The sequence below is a fragment of the Escherichia sp. AM3 genome (assembly GCF_032029835.1).
GTDB classification, from domain to species: Bacteria; Pseudomonadota; Gammaproteobacteria; order Enterobacterales; family Enterobacteriaceae; genus Escherichia; species Escherichia coli.
Genome location: NZ_JAVUPQ010000013.1, coordinates 1 through 21,709 on the forward strand (window position 1 = coordinate 1; position 21,709 = coordinate 21,709).

Annotated in this window: 19 protein-coding genes; 12 read left to right on the forward strand and 7 right to left on the reverse strand. The window is 51.1% G+C overall.

The window, feature by feature from the left end; translation table 11 throughout:
- Positions 1–2: 2 nt before the first annotated feature.
- A complete protein-coding gene (locus RTW80_RS31285) occupies positions 3–59 on the forward strand; it encodes an IS1 family transposase (protein ID WP_003032489.1) in 57 nt (18 codons plus the stop codon).
- A 10-nt stretch (positions 60–69) separates the two neighbouring features.
- Here RTW80_RS31285 and RTW80_RS07820 read toward each other — a convergent pair whose 3' ends face one another.
- Complete coding sequence (locus RTW80_RS07820) at positions 70–393, reverse strand: DUF3302 domain-containing protein (RefSeq protein WP_312718806.1); 324 nt, start codon at positions 391–393, stop codon at positions 70–72.
- Between the two features lie 536 nt (positions 394–929).
- On the opposite strand from RTW80_RS07820, the gene mtlA reads away from it, so the two are divergent.
- The 3 genes from mtlA to mtlR all read left to right on the forward strand — a co-directional run bounded on the left by mtlA (position 930) and on the right by mtlR (position 4,808).
- A complete protein-coding gene (mtlA, locus tag RTW80_RS07825; protein WP_000093247.1) occupies positions 930–2,843 on the forward strand; it encodes a PTS mannitol transporter subunit IICBA in 1,914 nt (637 codons plus the stop codon).
- Between the two features lie 229 nt (positions 2,844–3,072).
- Complete coding sequence (gene mtlD / locus RTW80_RS07830; RefSeq protein WP_000645420.1) at positions 3,073–4,221, forward strand: mannitol-1-phosphate 5-dehydrogenase; 1,149 nt, start codon at positions 3,073–3,075, stop codon at positions 4,219–4,221.
- Entirely contained in the window at positions 4,221–4,808 is a 588-nt protein-coding gene (mtlR, locus tag RTW80_RS07835; protein ID WP_000228269.1) for a mannitol operon repressor MtlR, read from the forward strand. The genes mtlD and mtlR overlap by 1 nt, the downstream gene beginning before the upstream one ends.
- An 11-nt stretch (positions 4,809–4,819) precedes the next feature.
- On the opposite strand, the gene yibT is transcribed toward mtlR, so the two are convergent.
- The gene (gene yibT / locus RTW80_RS07840; protein ID WP_000517100.1) at positions 4,820–5,029 is read right to left on the reverse strand and encodes a protein YibT; all 210 of its coding nucleotides are present in this window, start codon (positions 5,027–5,029) and stop codon (positions 4,820–4,822) included.
- 283 nt (positions 5,030–5,312) lie between these two features.
- Between yibT and RTW80_RS07845 the strand changes: the two genes are divergently transcribed.
- The 7 genes from RTW80_RS07845 (at position 5,313) to trmL (ending at position 16,583) form a co-directional block, all read left to right on the forward strand.
- A complete protein-coding gene (locus RTW80_RS07845; RefSeq protein WP_000665676.1) occupies positions 5,313–5,675 on the forward strand; it encodes a YibL family ribosome-associated protein in 363 nt (120 codons plus the stop codon).
- 543 nt (positions 5,676–6,218) lie between these two features.
- Positions 6,219–6,902: a DUF3251 domain-containing protein gene (locus RTW80_RS07850; RefSeq protein WP_001049550.1), complete on the forward strand. Its 684-nt coding sequence runs from the start codon at positions 6,219–6,221 to the stop codon at positions 6,900–6,902.
- A gap of 43 nt (positions 6,903–6,945) precedes the next feature.
- Complete coding sequence (locus tag RTW80_RS07855) at positions 6,946–11,970, forward strand: YadA-like family protein (protein ID WP_063119266.1); 5,025 nt, start codon at positions 6,946–6,948, stop codon at positions 11,968–11,970.
- 367 nt (positions 11,971–12,337) lie between these two features.
- Positions 12,338–13,993, forward strand: a complete 1,656-nt coding sequence (gene lldP, locus RTW80_RS07860) for an L-lactate permease (protein WP_032247779.1) — start codon at positions 12,338–12,340, stop codon at positions 13,991–13,993.
- Positions 13,993–14,769: a transcriptional regulator LldR gene (gene lldR / locus RTW80_RS07865; RefSeq protein ID WP_000636500.1), complete on the forward strand. Its 777-nt coding sequence runs from the start codon at positions 13,993–13,995 to the stop codon at positions 14,767–14,769. The genes lldP and lldR overlap by 1 nt, the downstream gene beginning before the upstream one ends.
- A complete protein-coding gene (gene lldD / locus RTW80_RS07870) occupies positions 14,766–15,956 on the forward strand; it encodes a quinone-dependent L-lactate dehydrogenase (RefSeq protein ID WP_000586962.1) in 1,191 nt (396 codons plus the stop codon). Before lldR ends, lldD begins: the two co-directional genes overlap by 4 nt.
- Before the next feature lie 153 nt (positions 15,957–16,109).
- Complete coding sequence (gene trmL, locus RTW80_RS07875; protein ID WP_000932344.1) at positions 16,110–16,583, forward strand: tRNA (uridine(34)/cytosine(34)/5-carboxymethylaminomethyluridine(34)-2'-O)-methyltransferase TrmL; 474 nt, start codon at positions 16,110–16,112, stop codon at positions 16,581–16,583.
- Positions 16,584–16,635: 52 nt separating this feature from the next.
- Here trmL and cysE read toward each other — a convergent pair whose 3' ends face one another.
- The 5 genes from cysE to RTW80_RS07900 form a co-directional block, all read right to left on the reverse strand.
- Positions 16,636–17,457: a serine O-acetyltransferase gene (gene cysE, locus RTW80_RS07880; protein WP_001277561.1), complete on the reverse strand. Its 822-nt coding sequence runs from the start codon at positions 17,455–17,457 to the stop codon at positions 16,636–16,638.
- Positions 17,458–17,536: 79 nt separating this feature from the next.
- Positions 17,537–18,556 carry an NAD(P)H-dependent glycerol-3-phosphate dehydrogenase gene (gpsA, locus tag RTW80_RS07885; protein ID WP_001076194.1) on the reverse strand — a complete coding sequence of 340 codons (1,020 nt, stop codon included), beginning with the start codon at positions 18,554–18,556 and terminating at the stop codon, positions 17,537–17,539.
- A complete protein-coding gene (gene secB / locus RTW80_RS07890) occupies positions 18,556–19,023 on the reverse strand; it encodes a protein-export chaperone SecB (protein ID WP_000003377.1) in 468 nt (155 codons plus the stop codon). The genes gpsA and secB overlap by 1 nt, the downstream gene beginning before the upstream one ends.
- A gap of 62 nt (positions 19,024–19,085) precedes the next feature.
- Entirely contained in the window at positions 19,086–19,337 is a 252-nt protein-coding gene (gene grxC, locus RTW80_RS07895; RefSeq protein ID WP_000024392.1) for a glutaredoxin 3, read from the reverse strand.
- Between the two features lie 141 nt (positions 19,338–19,478).
- A complete protein-coding gene (locus RTW80_RS07900; protein ID WP_001156181.1) occupies positions 19,479–19,910 on the reverse strand; it encodes a rhodanese-like domain-containing protein in 432 nt (143 codons plus the stop codon).
- A gap of 244 nt (positions 19,911–20,154) precedes the next feature.
- On the opposite strand from RTW80_RS07900, the gene gpmM reads away from it, so the two are divergent.
- On the forward strand, positions 20,155–21,699 hold the full coding sequence (gene gpmM / locus RTW80_RS07905; RefSeq protein ID WP_000116565.1) for a 2,3-bisphosphoglycerate-independent phosphoglycerate mutase: 1,545 nt from the start codon (positions 20,155–20,157) through the stop codon (positions 21,697–21,699).
- The last annotated feature ends 10 nt before the right edge of the window (positions 21,700–21,709 follow it).

The following is a 21,709-nucleotide window of genomic DNA, read 5'->3' on the forward strand; positions in this document are numbered from 1 at the left end:
CGGTGGAGCTGCATGACAAAGTCATCGGGCATTATCTGAACATAAAACACTATCAATAAGTTGGAGTCATTACCCGAGTTGATGCTCCAGCCGGGAAATTCGGTCAGAAAGTACGGCGATTTCCGGGTCAGTCGCTTTCTCCTGCGACGCAACATGTGACTGCATGCCCCACCCGCGCTCCGGTTGATAGAGCGTCGCCCAGATCCACAGGAACGGCCAGATAACATGCAGAGTAAACAGGCTCACCCAGCCCGCCGTATGAATAGCGTCGGCATGGGGATGGTTGCGCTTTTTGGCAATCAGATAAGGGATGTCATGTATCGCGATGATTCCATAAAAAATCACCAGAAAGACGAAGATCAGCACTCCCAACGCGAAATAGTTTAGAAACATATCTGCCTCGGATTCACGTTTATCAGTGTTGTTTTTGGGCTGGCAGCCAGAAGGGAGTCAGGCTGATATTTTGACAATAATCCGGGTTCGCGATTCTCGCCATAACACCAAAGAATAATTTTTAGAGGTGATGAGTTGCTTAGTTACATAACGATTGTATGACGAAGGCATAACATGCTGTAGATCACATCAGGTGAACGCCGTAAGAAAATATCTTGTGATTCAGATCACAAAGATTCAACAAACCATCAAAACAAAAATGTGACATTACTCACATTTAAATGCCATTTTTAGCGAAAATCGCCGCCTTGTTGCTTTTTTACACAAGCGTTTTGTGATGAGCATCACGTCAATTACCTCTCTACCCCCTATATTTATGTGACTGATATCACACAAAAGGCCGTCGACTGGACAGTTAACCGATTCAGTGCCAGATTTCGCAGTATCTACAAGGTCCGGCTACCTCTGCCGCTACATTAACAAAAAACCTCGGGCTTCCAGCCTGCGCGACAGCAAACATAAGAAGGGGTGTTTTTATGTCATCCGATATTAAGATCAAAGTGCAAAGCTTTGGTCGTTTCCTCAGCAACATGGTGATGCCAAATATCGGCGCGTTTATCGCGTGGGGTATCATCACCGCATTATTTATTCCAACAGGGTGGTTACCGAACGAGACGCTGGCGAAGCTAGTCGGACCGATGATCACTTACCTCCTGCCGCTGCTGATCGGTTATACCGGTGGTAAGCTGGTAGGCGGCGAACGTGGCGGCGTAGTCGGTGCCATCACCACCATGGGCGTTATCGTCGGCGCAGACATGCCGATGTTCCTCGGTTCTATGATTGCAGGTCCGCTGGGCGGCTGGTGCATTAAGCACTTCGACCGCTGGGTAGACGGTAAGATCAAATCCGGTTTTGAGATGCTGGTGAATAACTTCTCCGCTGGCATCATCGGGATGATCCTCGCCATTCTGGCATTCCTCGGCATTGGCCCGATTGTTGAAGCCCTGTCCAAAATGCTGGCTGCGGGCGTTAACTTCATGGTTGTCCATGACATGCTGCCACTGGCATCTATCTTTGTTGAACCGGCGAAAATCCTGTTCCTCAACAACGCCATTAACCACGGTATCTTCTCGCCGCTGGGTATTCAGCAGTCCCATGAACTGGGTAAATCCATCTTCTTCCTGATTGAAGCTAACCCAGGTCCAGGTATGGGCGTGCTGCTGGCGTACATGTTCTTTGGTCGTGGTAGTGCTAAACAGTCTGCGGGCGGTGCGGCAATCATCCACTTCCTGGGTGGTATCCACGAAATCTACTTCCCGTATGTGCTGATGAATCCGCGTCTGATCCTGGCCGTTATCCTCGGCGGTATGACTGGCGTGTTCACGCTGACTATCCTGGGCGGTGGTCTGGTTTCTCCAGCATCTCCGGGGTCTATCCTTGCGGTACTGGCGATGACGCCAAAAGGTGCTTACTTCGCTAACATCGCGGGTGTGTGTGCGGCGATGGCTGTCTCCTTCGTTGTCTCTGCTATTTTGCTGAAAACCAGCAAAGTGAAAGAAGAAGATGATATTGAAGCAGCAACTCGTCGTATGCAGGACATGAAAGCTGAGTCTAAAGGCGCATCTCCGCTGTCTGCTGGCGATGTGACTAACGACCTGAGCCACGTACGTAAAATCATCGTTGCCTGTGACGCCGGTATGGGTTCCAGTGCGATGGGCGCAGGCGTTCTGCGTAAGAAAATTCAGGATGCAGGTCTGTCGCAGATTTCTGTTACTAACAGCGCGATCAACAACCTGCCGCCAGATGTGGACCTCGTCATCACTCACCGTGACCTGACCGAACGCGCTATGCGCCAGGTTCCGCAGGCACAGCATATTTCGCTGACCAACTTCCTCGACAGCGGCCTGTACACCAGCCTGACCGAACGTCTGGTTGCTGCCCAACGCCACACGGCAAACGAAGAGAAAGTAAAAGACAGCCTGAAAGACAGCTTTGACGATTCCAGTGCTAACCTGTTCAAGCTAGGCGCGGAGAACATCTTCCTCGGTCGCAAAGCGGCAACCAAAGAAGAAGCGATTCGTTTTGCTGGCGAGCAGCTGGTGAAAGGCGGTTACGTTGAGCCGGAATACGTTCAGGCGATGCTGGATCGTGAAAAACTGACCCCGACTTATCTGGGTGAGTCTATCGCGGTGCCACACGGTACGGTTGAAGCGAAAGATCGCGTACTGAAAACGGGCGTCGTGTTCTGCCAGTACCCGGAAGGCGTGCGCTTCGGTGAAGAAGAAGATGACATTGCCCGTCTGGTGATTGGTATTGCTGCCCGTAACAACGAGCACATTCAGGTTATCACCAGCCTGACCAATGCACTGGATGATGAGTCCGTCATCGAGCGTCTGGCACACACCACCAGCGTGGATGAAGTGCTGGAACTGCTGGCAGGTCGTAAGTAATCCAATCCCACCCTCTCCACATGGAGAAGGTGGGGTTAATTGCCTGATGCGCTACGCTTATCAGGCCTACAGGATGCATCACAATTTGTTGAATTTGCACGTTCTTGTAGGCCGGATAAGGCGCTTACGCCGCATCCGGCGCTGCCCCTCTCCTCACGGAGAGGGTTTGGGTGAGGGAAAAGCCTCACCCCAGCCCTCTCGGGTAAAAACATTGATGAAGGTTAATACTATGAAAGCATTACATTTTGGCGCAGGTAATATCGGTCGTGGCTTTATCGGTAAACTGCTGGCAGACGCGGGTATCCAACTGACGTTTGCCGATGTCAATCAGGTGGTACTTGATGCCCTGAATGCCCGTCATAGCTATCAGGTACATGTGGTTGGTGAAACCGAGCAGGTAGATACCGTTTCCGGCGTCAATGCTGTCAGCAGCATTGGTGATGATGTCGTTGATCTGATTGCTCAGGTTGATTTAGTCACTACCGCCGTTGGCCCGGTTGTGCTGGAACGTATTGCTCCGGCAATCGCCAAAGGGCTGGTGAAACGTAAAGAACAAGGTAATGAATCCCCGCTGAACATCATCGCCTGTGAAAACATGGTACGCGGTACCACGCAGCTGAAAGGCCATGTGATGAACGCCCTGCCGGAAGACGCCAAAGCGTGGGTAGAAGAACACGTTGGCTTTGTCGATTCCGCCGTTGACCGCATCGTACCGCCTTCGGCTTCGGCAACTAACGATCCGCTGGAAGTGACGGTAGAAACTTTCAGCGAATGGATTGTCGATAAAACGCAGTTCAAAGGCGCACTGCCGAACATCCCAGGCATGGAGTTAACCGACAACCTGATGGCATTTGTCGAACGTAAACTCTTCACCCTGAACACGGGTCATGCTATAACCGCGTACCTCGGAAAACTGGCCGGTCATCAGACCATTCGTGACGCGATTCTCGACGAGAAAATCCGCGCGGTGGTAAAAGGTGCGATGGAAGAAAGTGGTGCAGTATTGATCAAGCGCTACGGCTTTGACGCTGACAAGCATGCGGCGTACATCCAGAAAATCCTCGGTCGTTTTGAGAACCCGTATCTGAAAGATGATGTTGAGCGCGTAGGCCGTCAGCCGCTGCGTAAACTGAGTGCTGGCGACCGTCTGATCAAGCCACTGCTCGGTACGCTGGAATATGGTCTGCCACATAAAAACCTGATTGAAGGTATTGCCGCTGCAATGCACTTCCGCAGTGAAGATGATCCGCAGGCTCAGGAACTGGCAGCACTGATCGCTGACAAAGGTCCGCAGGCGGCGCTGGCACAGATTTCTGGTCTTGATGCCAACAGCGAGGTTGTATCCGAGGCGGTAACCGCTTATAAAGCAATGCAATAATGGTGGACCAGGCGCAGGACACCCTGCGCCCGAATAACAGATTGTCAGATATGCAGGCAACAATGGAACAAACCCAGGCCTTTGAAAACCGTGTGCTTGAGCGTCTGAATGCTGGCAAAACCGTGCGAAGCTTTCTGATCACCGCCGTCGAGCTCCTGACCGAGGCGGTAAATCTTCTGGTGCTTCAGGTATTCCGCAAAGACGATTACGCGGTGAAGTATGCTGTAGAACCGTTACTCGACGGCGATGGTCCGCTGGGCGATCTTTCTGTGCGTTTAAAACTCATTTACGGGTTGGGCGTCATTAACCGCCAGGAATACGAAGATGCGGAACTGCTGATGGCATTGCGTGAAGAGCTAAATCACGACGGCAACGAGTACGCCTTTACCGACGACGAAATCCTTGGACCCTTTGGTGAACTGCACTGCGTGGCGGCGTTACCACCGCCGCCACAGTTTGAACCAGCAGACTCCAGTTTGTATGCAATGCAAATTCAGCGCTATCAACAGGCTGTGCGATCAACAATGGTCCTTTCACTGACTGAGCTGATTTCCAAAATCAGCTTAAAAAAAGCCTTTCAAAAGTAAGCAACGTCTGCTTACTGCCCCTCTACCTGCTTCGGCCGATAAAGCCGACGATAATACTCCAGACGTTGTAGATATAACGGCACGCTTTCATCGGGTATTCCGGACGGAATCGCGTTACGGGGAGGAAGTTTTTTCAGATACTCCCGGAACGCCTGGCTTGATGCCATGAAATCTACGGCTTTATCGATAAGAAGCGGAACGTTTTCACCTAATTTGCCCATGATGATATCTCCGTATTACCCCGCGCCGGGAATGCGCGGCCGCCAATTTTAGTTTAGGTTCCCGGTAAAGATGACATTAAGGAAAACGTGCTGAATCCTCAATAATCATCCGCTGCTGTTTATTATCTTTTTTCTATAGATTTCTTAATTAATCAACGAATTGCGTAGTTTTTGAGCATGTTAATGATTACGTGCAGAACTATTACAATGTCATCAGTTGTGAACAAAGCACTTGGTCGCGCATACTAGGGGCTATAAATTTATCTTTATCAGAAGCCATCACATGAAAGAAGTCGAAAAAAACGAAATCAAACGTCTCAGCGATCGCCTGGACGCCATCCGCCACCAGCAGGCCGATCTGTCGCTGGTTGAAGCCGCAGACAAATATGCCGAGCTGGAAAAAGAGAAAGCCACGCTGGAAGCAGAAATTGCTCGCCTGCGTGAGGTTCATAGCCAAAAACTGAGTAAAGAAGCACAAAAACTGATGAAGATGCCGTTTCAGCGCGCAATTACCAAAAAAGAGCAGGCTGATATGGGCAAGCTGAAGAAAAGTGTTCGCGGACTGGTGGTTGTGCACCCAATGACCGCACTGGGCCGTGAAATGGGCCTGGAAGAGATGACCGGGTTTTCAAAGACCGCGTTTTAAGCCCCTCAGACGACTGGTACGATCGTATCAACCCGCATCTGACTTGCGTTAGCTGGTCAATGCGGGGACTCTCCTGTCTACTCGCCTAATGACCAAACAATTCACTCCCCTTACGTCGATTTACCGCTGGTTGATATTCTGAAAATGCATCTTTACCGAAATAACCACCTATAAACAATAAAAATATATAGAAGATATCATTTATTAATTAACAAGCAGTTACGTCTCTTTTTTTCGGATTTAATTGTGAAATTTTAATCATCATATTCATACAATCAATTATCTGTAAAATTTTTCCCATACATGGTTTCTTTCATATTTGACATTTATTAATAATCATCATTAGAATCCACGAAAAATATTATATTCATACAAACACAGACATCTTTTGAAACTAATGATACATTTTTATGATGAATGCTTAAAACAATATTTAATCGACACACATCACTGTCATTAATGTAAAGCAACATAGATCACCAATAATACAATGGACAACTCTACCGGCATTGATCGCTGGTCGGAGGCAATAAGGATTTTCACATGAACTTGAAGAAGATTTTTTTCAGTGCTGTCACTGTTTCAGTTCTCTGCGCATTAACGGGATGTGACTACATTCAAGAAGGCAAGCCAGAAAGTAGTTTACTGAAACAAGAAGAAGAACATAACAATAAAATTGTGCTACTTGAAAAACAACAAGCACAGCTAAAGAGTCAACTCGAAACTATTCAAAAACAACAAACTGGCATAATAAACAGCACAAAGACTTTAACTCACGTAATTAAATCCGTTAAAGACCAACAAAATACTTTTATTTTTACCGAGTTTAACCCAGCAAAAACGAAGTATTTCATCCTGAACAACGGTTCGGTGGCTTTAGCGGGCCGAGTGTTATCCATTGACGCCACAGAGAATGGCAGTGTTATTCATATTTCACTGGTCAACTTATTAAGTATACCAATCTCAAACATTGGCTTTAATGCGACATGGGGTGGTGAAAAACCTGTCGATGCCAAAGAGTTTGCCCGGTGGCAACAATTACTTTTCAACACATCAATGACATCCACATTGAAATTATTACCAGGTCAATGGCAAGACATTAATTTGACACTGAAGGGTGTATCGCCAAATAACCTGGGATATCTGAAGTTAGCCATCAATATGGAAAATATTCAGTTTGACAATCTTCCCGCTGCTGATAATCGGCAGAAAAGAAGCAAAAAATAAATGCAATTAGTACGCTTATAACAAGGAATAGCGAGCATCATTAATGAACAAAATATTTAAAGTTATCTGGAACCCTGCCACAGGGAATTATACTGTTACCAGCGAAACGGCAAAAAGCCGTGGCAAGAAATCTGGGCGCAGTAAGCTGTTAATTTCTGCGCTGGTTGCGGGTGGGTTGTTGTCATCGTTTGGGGCGCTGGCTGATAATTACGACGGTCAGGGCGTTGATTACGGCGATGGCTCAGCTAGTGACGGCTGGGTTGCTATCGGTAAAGGTGCAAAAGCAAATATTTTTTTAAACAACGCTGGTGCCAGTACCGCTTTAGGTTATGACGCTATAGCTGAAGGCCAATATAGCTCTGCCATCGGCTCAAAAACCCATGCTATTGGTGGTGCATCAATGGCCTTTGGGGTTAGTGCAATCTCTGAAGGTGACAGGAGTATCGCGCTGGGTGCATCGTCGTATTCATTCGGCCAATACTCAATGGCCCTTGGTCGTTATTCCAAAGCGCTGGGTAGATTGTCTATAGCTATGGGGGATAGCTCCAAAGCGGATGGAGCAAACGCCATTGCGCTGGGAAATGCCGCTAAGGCGGCTGGTATTATGAGCATCGGTCTCGGTGATAATGCCAATGCGTCACAAGATTATGCTATGGCGCTGGGAGCAGAAAGCGAAGCCGCTGAAAATGCGACCGCTATCGGCAATAAAGCGCATGCAAAAGGAGTGAATAGCATCGCGTTGGGTAATGGCAGCCAGGCTCTGGCAGATAGTGCAATTGCTATTGGCCAGGGCAACAAGGCTAACGGCGCTGATGCTATCGCTCTGGGTAATGGTAGCCAGTCGAGTGGCTTAAACGCTATTGCCTTAGGTAAGGCCAGTGTTGTAACTGGCGATAATAGTCTTGCGCTTGGGAGCAATACCAATGCCAACGGTATTAACTCTGTCGCGCTGGGCGCAGGTTCTATTGCGGATCAAGACGATAGCGTTTCTGTCGGCAGTGACTCATTACAACGCAAGATCGTTAATGTAAAAAATGGCACGATCAAGGCTGATAGCCACGACGCCATTAATGGCTCACAGCTTTATGCCATCAGCGACTCGGTGGCAAAACGGCTTGGCGGGGGTTCATCGGTAAACGTTGACGACGGTACTGTTAAAGCACCAACCTACAATTTAAAAAATGGTAACAAAAATAACGTTGGCGATGCGCTCACTGTACTCGATCAATTCACCCTGCAATGGGATCAAAACAGAGACAAATACAGCGCCGCTCATGGTAGCTCAACTGCCAGCGTAATCACCGATGTGGCGGATGGCGCAGTTTCAGATTCCAGTAAAGACGCGGTTAACGGTTCACAACTGAAAGCCACCAATGATGATGTTGAGACCAATACCACCAATATCGCTACCAATACCGGAAATATTGCAACTAACACTGCAAATATTGCTACCAACACCACCAATATCACTAATTTGACAGATACTGTTGGCGACCTTAAAGATGATGCCCTGCTCTGGAATGGCACTGCATTCAACGCCGCTCATGGTACGGAAACCACCAGCACCATCACCAACGTGAAAGCTGGTACCCTTTCGGATGACAGTACTGACGCGGTTAATGGCTCGCAACTGAAAGACACTAACGATAACGTGGCGACCAACACCACCAATATCGCTAGCAACACGGCTAACATTGCCACTAACACCAGTAATATTGCCGATAACACTGCCAACATTGCTACCAACACCAGTAATATTGCCGATAACACTGCCAACATTGCGACCAACACCAGCAATATTGCAGGTAACACTGCCAACATTGCTACCAATACCACTAATATCGCGGCTAACACCACAAGCATAAATAGCCTGAACACGTCTGTGGATGCTCTTGAACAGGATGCTATGCTCTGGAACGGCACTGCATTCAACGCCGCTCATGGTACGGAAACCACCAGCACCATCACTAATGTGAAAGCTGGCACCCTTTCGGATGACAGTACTGACGCGGTTAATGGCTCGCAACTGAAAGCTACTAACGATAACGTGGCAACCAACACCACCAATATCGCCAGCAATACGGCTAACATTGCGACCAACACCGCCAATATTAATACTCTCAATACGTCGATCGATACCCTTGAGCAGGATGCAATACTCTGGAACGGAACAGCGTATAGCGCCGCGCACGGTACAGAAACAGCCAGCACTATTACCAACGTTAAAGCAGGTACTTTATCTGAAAATAGTACGGACGCAGTTAACGGTGCGCAGCTGAACGCGACTAACGCGAATGTGGCGACCAACACCACCAATATTGCTACTAACACCGCCAGCATTAATACTCTGAATACATCCATTGACGCTCTGGAACAGGATGCGCTGCTTTGGGATGGCACTGCATTCAGTGCAGCGCATGGTGCAAACAAAGATGCCAGCAAAATCACCAATGTCCTGGCAGGGACTGTATCATCCGCCAGTACTGATGCCATTAATGGCAGCCAGCTTCATGGGTTGAGCAGTTCGATCGCCACCTATCTTGGTGGTGGTGCCACTGTGAGCGATTCTGGCGTATTTAGCGGCCCTACCTATAACATTGATGGTAATGATTACACCAATGTTGGTGCTGCACTTGACGCCATTAACACCTCACTTAGCGACTCACTCGGCGATGCCCTCCTTTGGGATAGCACGACTGGCGCATTTAGTGCCAAACACGGTTCTACCGCCAGCGTAATCACTAACGTCGCAGACGGTGCAGTCTCTGACTCTAGCTCTGATGCTGTGAATGGTTCACAACTGTACGATGTAAGCAACTCTGTTGTCGATGTTCTGGGTGGTGGTGCTGGCGTGAATACGGATGGCAGCATCAGTGCACCAACGTACACCATTGCTAACACTGATTACGATAATGTCGGCGATGCCCTAAACGCGCTTGATACCACTCTTGACGATGCGATGCTATGGGATGCTACCGCAGGTGAAAATGGTGCCTTCAGTGCCAGCCACGATGGCAGTGCCAGCAAAATAACTAACGTCGCGGCAGGAACAATTTCTGACACCAGCACCGATGCGGTTAATGGGGCTCAACTCCACGGCGTTAGCAGTTCCGTCGCTGAGGCTCTTGGTGGTGGTGCGGCGGTGAATTCTGACGGCAGCATCAGCGCACCGACTTACACCATTGCTGATACCGACTATACCAACGTCGGCGATGCGATGAATGCAATTGACTCAACCCTGGATAACGCCTTGCTTTGGGACGCTACCGCAGGTGAAAACGGTGCGTTTAACGCCAGCCATGATGGCAAAGCCAGTGTCATCACCAACGTAGCCAATGGTCAGATTAACGAAACCAGCACCGACGCGGTTAACGGTTCCCAGTTAAATGCCACGAATATGTTGATCCAGAATATTGCCGGTGATACCAGCGAAAGCTATATCACAGAGAACGGTGAAGGTATCAACTATGTGCGTACTAACGACAGCGGCTTAGTCTTTGAGGATGCCAGTGCTACGGGTGTGGGCGCTACAGCTGTAGGTTATAACTCCGTCGCATCAGGCGATAGCAGTGTGGCAATTGGACAGAACAGCAGCAGTACTATTGAATCTGGAATTGCTCTGGGCAGCAGTTCTGTGTCTAACCGTGTCATCCTTCAGGGCTCCCGTGATACCAGCGTAACCGAAGATGGCGTAGTCATTGGTTATAACACCAGTGATGGCGAACTGCTTGGCGCGTTGTCAATTGGTGATGACGGTAAATATCGTCAAATCATCAACGTCGCCGATGGTTCCGAAGCCCATGACGCCGTTACGGTTCGCCAGTTGCAGAATGCGATTGGTGCTGTAGCAACGACACCGTCCAAATACTTCCATGCTAATTCAACGGAAGAAGATTCACTGGCTGTCGGTGAAGACTCACTGGCAATGGGTGCGAAAACCATTGTTAATGGTGATGCCGGGATCGGTATTGGCCTGAACACTCTGGTGTTAACTGATGCAATCAACGGTATTGCTATCGGTAGCAACGCGAGTGCAAATCATGCAAACAGTATTGCGATGGGTAGTGGTTCCCAGACCACCCGTGGTGCGCAGACTGACTACACCGCCTACAACATGGACGCGCCGCAGAATTCTGTCGGTGAATTCTCTGTCGGCAGCGAAGACGGTCAACGTCAGATCACCAACGTCGCGGCTGGTTCAGCGGATACCGATGCGGTTAACGTAGGTCAGTTGAAAGTCACTGATGAGCGCGTAGCGCAAAATACCCAGAGCATTACTAACCTGAACAATCAGGTCACTAATCTGGATACTCGCGTTACTAATATCGAAAACGGTATTGGCGACATTGTCACCACCGGTAGCACCAAGTACTTCAAGACCAACACCGATGGCGTAGATGCCAACGCCCAGGGTAAAGATAGCGTTGCTATTGGTTCTGGTTCCATTGCTGCCGCTGACAACAGCGTCGCACTGGGTACCGGTTCCGTTGCAGATGAAGAAAATACAATCTCTGTAGGTTCTTCCACTAACCAACGCCGTATTACTAACGTTGCCGCAGGTAAAAATGCTACCGATGCTGTTAACGTTGCGCAGTTGAAGTCTTCTGAGGCGGGCGGCGTGCGTTACGACACCAAAGCTGATGGTTCTATCGACTATAGCAATATCACCCTCGGTGGCGGCAACGGTGGTACGACTCGTATCAGCAACGTCTCCGCTGGCGTCAACAACAACGACGCGGTGAACTACGCGCAGTTGAAGCAAAGCGTGCAGGAAACGAAGCAATACACCGATCAGCGGATGGTTGAGATGGATAACAAACTGTCTAAAACCGAAAGCAAGTTGAGTGGTGGTATCGCTTCTGCAATGGCAATGACCGGTCTGCCGCAGGCTTATACACCGGGTGCCAGCATGGCTTCTATTAGTGGCGGTACTTACAACGGTGAATCGGCAGTTGCTTTAGGTGTATCGATGGTGAGCGCCAATGGTCGTTGGGTCTACAAATTACAAGGTAGTACCAATAGCCAGGGTGAATACTCCGCCGCACTCGGTGCCGGTATTCAGTGGTAATGATCCATTAAGTTAGTGTGACTAAGGGCAAACGCCAAATTGCCTGATGCGCTACGCGCATCAGGCAAGATAAGGCGCTCTGGATCAACAACCTAAGGGCAATTCTCTGATGAGGATTGCCCTTTTCTTTACCAGACATCTCCCCCCACAAGAATTGGCCCTACCAATTCTTCGCTTATCTGACCTCTGGTTCACAATTTCCCAATTAAAACTCACATCAATGTTGCCAATACATAACATTTAGTTAACCATTCATTGTCATTATCCCTACACAACACAATTGGCAGTGCCACTTTTACACAACGTGTGACAAGGAGATGAGCAACAGACTCATTACACGATGTGCGTGGACTCCAGGAGACCTGCAATGAATCTCTGGCAACAAAACTACGATCCCGCCGGGAATATCTGGCTTTCCAGTCTGATAGCATCGCTTCCCATCCTGTTTTTCTTCTTTGCGCTGATTAAGCTCAAACTGAAAGGATACGTCGCCGCCTCGTGGACGGTGGCAATCGCCCTTGCCGTGGCTTTGCTGTTCTATAAAATGCCGGTCGCTAACGCGCTGGCCTCGGTGGTTTATGGTTTCTTCTACGGGTTGTGGCCCATCGCGTGGATCATTATTGCAGCGGTGTTCGTCTATAAGATCTCGGTGAAAACCGGGCAGTTTGACATCATTCGCTCGTCTATTCTTTCGATAACCCCTGACCAGCGTCTGCAAATGCTGATCGTCGGTTTCTGTTTCGGCGCGTTCCTTGAAGGAGCCGCAGGCTTTGGCGCACCGGTAGCAATTACCGCCGCATTGCTGGTCGGCCTGGGTTTTAAACCGCTGTACGCCGCCGGGCTGTGCCTGATTGTTAACACCGCGCCAGTGGCATTTGGTGCGATGGGCATTCCAATCCTGGTTGCCGGACAGGTAACAGGTATCGACAGCTTTGAGATTGGTCAGATGGTGGGGCGGCAGCTACCGTTTATGACCATTATCGTGCTGTTCTGGATCATGGCGATTATGGACGGCTGGCGCGGTATCAAAGAGACGTGGCCTGCGGTCGTGGTTGCGGGCGGCTCGTTTGCCATCGCTCAGTACCTTAGCTCTAACTTCATTGGGCCGGAGCTGCCGGACATTATCTCTTCGCTGGTATCACTGCTCTGCCTGACGCTGTTCCTCAAACGCTGGCAGCCAGTGCGTGTATTCCGTTTTGGTGATTTGGGGGCGTCACAGGTTGATATGACGCTGGTCCACACCGGTTACACTGCGGGTCAGGTGTTACGTGCCTGGACACCGTTCCTGTTCCTGACAGCTACCGTAACACTGTGGAGTATCCCGCCGTTTAAAGCCCTGTTCGCATCGGGTGGCGCGCTGTATGAGTGGGTGATCAATATTCCGGTGCCGTACCTCGATAAACTGGTTGCCCGTATGCCGCCAGTGGTCAGCGAGGCTACAGCCTATGCCGCCGTGTTTAAGTTTGACTGGTTCTCTGCCACCGGCACCGCCATTCTGTTTGCTGCACTGCTCTCGATTGTCTGGCTGAAGATGAAACCGTCTGACGCTATCAGCACCTTCGGCAGCACGCTGAAAGAACTGGCTCTGCCCATCTACTCCATCGGTATGGTGCTGGCATTCGCCTTTATTTCGAACTATTCCGGACTGTCATCAACACTGGCGCTGGCACTGGCGCACACCGGTCATGCATTCACCTTCTTCTCGCCGTTCCTCGGCTGGCTGGGGGTATTCCTGACCGGGTCGGATACCTCATCTAACGCCCTGTTCGCCGCGCTGCAAGCCACCGCAGCACAACAAATTGGCGTCTCTGATCTGTTGCTGGTTGCCGCCAATACCACCGGTGGCGTCACCGGTAAGATGATCTCCCCGCAATCTATCGCTATCGCCTGTGCGGCGGTAGGCCTGGTGGGCAAAGAGTCTGATTTGTTCCGCTTTACTGTCAAACACAGCCTGATCTTCACCTGTATAGTGGGCGTGATCACCACGCTTCAGGCTTATGTCTTAACGTGGATGATTCCTTAATGATTGTTTTACCCAGACGCCTGTCAGACGAGGTTGCCGATCGTGTGCGGGCGCTGATTGATGAAAAAAACCTGGAAGCGGGCATGAAGTTGCCCGCTGAGCGCCAACTGGCGATGCAACTCGGCGTATCACGTAATTCACTGCGCGAGGCGCTGGCAAAACTGGTGAGTGAAGGCGTGCTGCTCAGTCGACGCGGCGGCGGGACGTTTATTCGCTGGCGTCATGACACATGGTCGGAGCAAAACATCGTCCAGCCGCTAAAAACACTGATGGCCGATGATCCGGATTACAGTTTCGATATTCTGGAAGCCCGCTACGCCATTGAAGCCAGCACCGCATGGCATGCGGCAATGCGCGCCACACCTGGCGACAAAGAAAAGATTCAGCTTTGCTTTGAAGCAACGCTAAGTGAAGACCCGGATATCGCCTCACAAGCGGACGTTCGTTTTCATCTGGCGATTGCCGAAGCCTCACATAACATCGTGCTGCTGCAAACCATGCGCGGTTTCTTCGATGTCCTGCAATCCTCAGTGAAGCATAGCCGTCAGCGGATGTATCTGGTGCCACCGGTTTTTTCACAACTGACCGAACAACATCAGGCTGTCATTGACGCCATTTTTGCCGGTGATGCTGACGGGGCGCGTAAAGCAATGATGGCGCACCTTAGTTTTGTTCACACCACCATGAAACGATTCGATGAAGATCAGGCTCGCCACGCACGGATTACCCGCCTGCCCGGTGAGCATAATGAGCATTCGAGGGAGAAAAACGCATGATTATTTCCGCAGCCAGCGATTATCGCGCCGCAGCGCAACGCATTCTGCCGCCGTTCCTGTTCCACTATATGGATGGTGGTGCATATTCTGAATACACGCTGCGCCGCAACGTGGAAGATTTGTCAGAAGTGGCGCTGCGCCAGCGTATTCTGAAAAACATGTCCGACTTAAGCCTGGAAACGACGCTGTTTAATGAGAAATTGTCGATGCCGGTGGCACTGGCTCCGGTGGGTTTGTGTGGCATGTATGCGCGTCGTGGCGAAGTTCAGGCAGCCAAAGCGGCGGACGCGCATGGTATTCCGTTTACTCTCTCGACGGTTTCCGTTTGCCCGATTGAAGAAGTCGCGCCAGCCATCAAGCGCCCAATGTGGTTCCAGCTTTATGTACTGCGCGATCGCGGCTTTATGCGTAACGCGCTGGAGCGAGCAAAAGCAGCGGGTTGTTCGACGCTGGTTTTCACCGTGGATATGCCGACACCGGGCGCACGCTACCGTGATGCGCATTCAGGTATGAGCGGCCCGAACGCGGCAATGCGCCGCTACTTGCAAGCGGTGACACATCCGCAATGGGCGTGGGATGTGGGCCTGAACGGTCGTCCACATGATTTAGGTAATATCTCAGCTTATCTCGGCAAACCGACCGGACTGGAAGATTACATCGGCTGGCTGGGGAATAACTTCGATCCGTCCATCTCATGGAAAGACCTTGAATGGATCCGCGATTTCTGGGATGGCCCGATGGTGATCAAAGGGATCCTCGATCCGGAAGATGCGCGCGATGCAGTACGTTTTGGTGCTGATGGAATTGTGGTTTCTAACCACGGTGGCCGCCAGCTGGACGGTGTACTCTCTTCCGCCCGTGCACTGCCTGCTATTGCAGATGCGGTGAAAGGTGATATAGCCATTCTGGCGGATAGCGGAATTCGTAACGGGCTTGATGTCGTGCGTATGATTGCGCTCGGTGCCGACACCGTACTGCTGGGTCGTGCTTTCTTGTATGCGCTGGCAACAGCGGGCCAGGCGGGTGTAGCTAACCTGCTAAATCTGATCGAAAAAGAGATGAAAGTGGCGATGACGCTGACTGGCGCGAAATCGATCAGCGAAATTACGCAAGATTCGCTGGTGCAGGGGCTGGGTAAAGAGTTGCCTGCGGCACTGGCCCCGATGGCGAAAGGGAATGCGGCATAGTCGTTTGCGCCCCCTCCCCCTAACCCTCTCCCTCAGGGAGCTGTCTCTTGATCAGATCTCCTGATCAAGAGACAGGGGGAGGCCGGGGTGAGGGGAAAAGGCCGCACTGCTCACCAATTTTCTGCTATCCTGCCCCCGCACTAAGGGGGCAGTATGCTAAACATCGTACTTTACGAACCAGAAATTCCGCCAAATACTGGCAACATCATCCGTCTTTGCGCTAATACCGGCTTTCGTCTGCATATCATCGAACCGATGGGATTTGCCTGGGACGATAAGCGCCTGCGCCGCGCGGGGCTGGACTATCACGAGTTTACCGCCGTTACGCGTCATCATGACTTTCGCGCGTTCCTCGAAGCAGAAAATCCCCAGCGCCTGTTTGCCCTCACCACGAAAGGTACGCCTGCTCACAGCGCCGTAAGCTATCAGGATGGCGATTATCTGATGTTCGGCCCGGAAACACGCGGCCTGCCAGCGAGCATTCTTGATGCCCTGCCCGCTGAACAAAAAATTCGCATTCCGATGGTGCCGGACAGCCGCAGCATGAACCTGTCCAATGCGGTGTCAGTTGTGGTGTATGAAGCCTGGCGGCAGCTGGGATATCCGGGAGCGTTGTTGAGAGATTAGTTACTGTATGCCGGATAGATGATTACATCGCATCCGGCACGATCACAGGACATTAGATCCCATCCCCATACTCAAATGTATGGTTAATACCGTTGAAATGCTGGTCCATATCCATTGATGGCTTATCGCTGTCTGGTTTACCGACAATACGAGCCGGAACGCCAGCGGCGGTTGTATGCGGCGGCACCGGTTGCAGCACCACGGAACCTGCGCCAATCTTCGCGCCGCGACCAACTTCAATATTGCCGAGGATTTTCGCGCCCGCGCCAATCATCACACCTTCACGAATTTTCGGGTGACGGTCACCACCAGATTTACCCGTACCGCCAAGCGTCACAGATTGCAGAATCGATACGTCGTTTTCAATTACCGCCGTTTCACCCACAACGATGCCCGTGGCGTGGTCGAGCATAATGCCACGGCCAATTTTTGCTGCCGGGTGAATATCGACCTGGAACGTCACAGAAACCTGGTTTTGCAGAAAGATTGCCAATGCGCGACGCCCCTGATTCCACAACCAGTGACCGATGCGATAGGCCTGCAAGGCATGAAAACCCTTCAGGTATAACAACGGGGTTGAGTATTTATCGACTGCCGGGTCGCGGGTACGCACCGCCTGAATATCACAGGCCGCAGAGGCGATCATTTCCGGGTCAGCGGCGTAGGCTTCTTCCACCACTTCACGGATAGCAATAGCAGGCATAATTGGCGATGACAGCTTGTTCGCCAGCATGTAGCTCAGTGCACTTCCAAGGTTTTCGTGCTTGAGTAGCGTCGCGTGGTAAAAACTGGCCAGCATTGGCTCACAGTCCGCCAGCGTTCTGGCTTCGGCTTTAATATTGTTCCAGACAATTTCCAGTTCTTCACACGACATTGCTTACTCCACACGATGAGATAATGACCGGCCCGTTCTGCGCGGGCCGGGTCATAGCGGTAACAAAGGTTCCCTGGGGTTAGTGGCTGCTGCGCTCGTCCTTGCGTGCACGACCTAATAACGTCAATGCTGCCTCGCGCGCGTTTTTTCCGCAATATAATACTTGATAAATTTCCTCGGTTATTGGCATTTCTACGCCGAAGCGATGCGCCAGTTCGCGGACTTCTTTCGTATTGCGGTAGCCTTCCACCACCTGACCAATCTTCTCCTGCGCGCTTTGTACATCCATGCCCTGACCGAGCATCATGCCAAAACGGCGGTTACGCGACTGGTTGTCGGTACAGGTAAGCACCAGATCCCCCAGCCCCGCCATGCCCATAAAGGTGGCAGGATCGGCACCCAGCGCCGCGCCAAGACGCGACATTTCAGCCAGCCCACGGGTGATCAGCGCCGTACGCGCATTCGCACCAAAACCGATACCGTCGGACATCCCCGCACCAATGGCAATGACGTTTTTCACCGCGCCGCCAAGCTGCACGCCAATGAAATCCGGGTTACTGTAAACGCGGAAACTTTTGCCGCAGTGCAGCAGCTGCTGAAGATCATCAGCAAAGGTCTGATCGGTCGAGGCCAGCGAAATAGCTGTCGGTAAACCTGCCGCCAGTTCTTTCGCAAACGTTGGGCCAGAGATAACCGCCAGCGGAATTTGATCGCCTAACGCCTCGCGGGCCACGTCCTGTAACAGACGCCCGGTTTCCGCTTCCAGCCCTTTGGTCGCCCACACCAGACGCGCATCAGGACGCATCAGCGGTTTAATCTGGCGCAGCACTTCACCAAAGACATGGCTGGGTACGACGACGAGAATATTACGGCTGGCTGCCAGCGCAGTGGCGAGATCGCTTTCAAGATGGAGCGTATCGGGAAAAGGCACATCGGGGAGAAACGCGGCGTTACAGCGGTCGCGTTCAAGCGTTGCGATATGTTCAGGGTCATGGCCCCAGAGGACAACCTCGTGGCCATTTCTTGCCAGGGTAATGGCAAGAGCGGTGCCGTACGAGCCGGCACCGATCACAGTCATTGAAGCATTACGTTGGTTCATCAGGCATCCTGATGTTCTTCAGTACCTTCGCCAGCCTGCTGCTGCAAATAGTTCATGAACAGCGCATCGAAGTTAACCGGCGCAAGGTTCAGTTGCGGGAATGTACCGCGGGATACCATGCTGGTGATGCACTCACGAGCATACGGGAACAGAATGTTCGGGCAGTATGCGCCCAGGCAATGTGCCATCTGGGTGCCTTCGATACCCGCGATGGAGAAAATACCGCCCTGCTGAACTTCACACAGGAACGCGGTTTCTTCGCCCAGGGAGGCCGTTACGGTAACACGCAGTACCACTTCGTATACGTCATCTGCCAGTTGGGAAGATGCCGTATCCAGATCAAGTTTAACTTCTGGTTGCCAATCTTTCTGGAAAACGTGCGGCGCGTTCGGCGCTTCGAAAGAGATATCCTTGGTATAAATACGTTGGATCTGGAAAGTCATTTCAGTGTTGTTTTGTTCTGACATGTGTAGAAAACCCTTAAGTGTTGTCCTTAAATACTGCGCAATGTAATGCCAACGTTCACACGTTATTTCAGCAGGGGATCCAGTCCACCACGTGCATCCAATGCATACAAGTCATCACAGCCGCCAATGTGCTGTGCGTCAATAAAAATCTGGGGAACCGTGGTGCGACCGCTGCGTTTGATCATCTCTTCACGCTTGGCGGCATTGCCATCGATCGGCAACTCCTGAAAACTCACGCCCTTGCTGCTCAGCAGTGCTTTTGCACGATGGCAATACGGGCAGGTTTCTTTGGTATAGATTTCAACATTGGCCATAATTTAGCTCCTGTTTTTTTACCCTGAAATTTCATGTTGCAGGGCGGCTGCAAAATGGAGTGTCCCCAGAAGCTTATAACAATAAGTCGCTGGGGGCCTAATTGCAGCTAACGGCCTGCATCATGAAAGACGACAGGTAAATTATTTGCCGCGCACCAGAGGCAAGTTTTCGCCAGCCCAGCCAGCAACGCCCTCTTTCAGCACGAATACTTGCGCAAAACCAGCTTTCGTCAGCGCGTTTGCAGGCTCCTGGCACTGCATGCCAGAACCGTCTACCACGATAACCGGTTTGTCTTTGTGCTTCTCAAGCTCACCAACATTGTTGGCTTTGATTTCGCTCGGCAACAGATTGATAGAACCTGCGATATGGCCTTTACGGAAGTCATCACGCTGACGTAAATCCACAACCACAGCGTCTTCTTTGTTGATCAGACGCGTAGCTTCACCACGAGTAATCACCTTCACTTTCGAGGTCAGGCTCTTAAACGTAGTCACAAGAACCGCCACCAGTAACGCGATCCAGGCGATACTCAGTATGGGATGACGGCCAACAAATTGCATAATTTCTTGCATGGGGGGTAACAACTCCCGACGTAGTGATTAAAAAAACCAGGAAAGGAGTATACCTGCGCGGTGCGGCAAATACAGCCAGCGTGTTAACTGGAATGCAATTTTGCGGGGCACGACGAAAAAAAAGCGCAAATCTGGCATCGGCTTGCCGCGAGCGGTCGTATATTTTGATCTTCAGAGGCTATTTTATCGATTCAGCTGTAGTAAAATTACGCAAATTTTGACTCTTGAGTATGAGGTTGTCGCAATGTCGGTTTCTAAAAAACCTATGGTACTGGTGATTCTGGATGGCTATGGCTATCGTGAAGAACAGCAGGATAACGCCATTTTTAGTGCTAAAACCCCGGTAATGGATGCACTGTGGGCCAATCGTCCGCATACCCTGATCGACGCTTCCGGTCTGGAAGTCGGTCTGCCTGACCGTCAGATGGGTAACTCCGAAGTAGGCCACGTTAACCTGGGTGCCGGCCGCATCGTGTATCAGGACCTGACTCGTCTGGACGTTGAAATCAAAGATCGCGCTTTCTTTGCTAATCCAGTGCTGACTGGCGCGGTAGATAAAGCGAAAAACGCAGGTAAAGCAGTACACATTATGGGTCTGCTCTCCGCAGGCGGCGTACACAGCCACGAAGATCACATCATGGCGATGGTAGAACTGGCAGCTGAACGCGGCGCAGAAAAAATCTACCTGCACGCATTCCTTGACGGTCGCGACACCCCGCCGCGCAGTGCTGAATCCTCGCTGAAAAAATTTGAAGAGAAATTTGCTGCGCTGGGTAAAGGCCGCGTAGCGTCCATCATTGGTCGTTACTACGCGATGGACCGCGATAACCGTTGGGATCGCGTTGAAAAAGCCTATGACCTGCTGACTCTGGCGCAGGGTGAGTTCCAGGCCGATACTGCCGTTGCTGGTTTGCAGGCAGCTTATGCTCGCGACGAAAACGACGAGTTCGTGAAAGCGACCGTTATTCGTGCAGAAGGTCAGCCAGATGCGGCAATGGAAGACGGCGATGCGCTGATTTTCATGAACTTCCGTGCTGACCGCGCGCGCGAAATCACTCGTGCATTCGTAAACGCAGATTTCGACGGCTTCGCGCGTAAGAAAGTGGTTAACGTCGATTTCGTGATGCTGACCGAATACGCCGCTGACATCAAAACTGCGGTTGCTTACCCACCCGCTTCCCTGGTTAACACCTTCGGCGAGTGGATGGCGAAAAACGACAAAACTCAGTTGCGTATTTCCGAAACCGAAAAATATGCCCACGTTACTTTCTTCTTCAACGGTGGCGTAGAAGAGTCGTTCAAAGGCGAAGATCGCATTCTGATCAACTCACCGAAAGTGGCTACCTACGATCTGCAACCGGAAATGAGCTCCGCAGAGCTGACCGAAAAACTGGTTGCGGCAATCAAGAGCGGCAAATACGACACCATTATCTGTAACTATCCGAACGGCGACATGGTAGGTCACACCGGGGTGATGGAAGCGGCGGTTAAAGCAGTTGAAGCGCTGGATCACTGCGTGGAAGAAGTCGCGAAAGCGGTTGAGTCCGTGGGTGGACAACTGCTGATCACCGCTGACCACGGTAACGCTGAACAGATGCGCGATCCGGCAACGGGTCAGGCACACACGGCACACACCAACCTGCCAGTTCCGCTGATTTACGTTGGTGATAAGAACGTGAAAGCGGTTGCAGGCGGCAAACTTTCTGACATCGCGCCGACCATGTTGTCGCTGATGGGTATGGAAATCCCGCAAGAGATGACTGGTAAGCCGCTGTTCATCGTGGAATAATCCCTCCCCA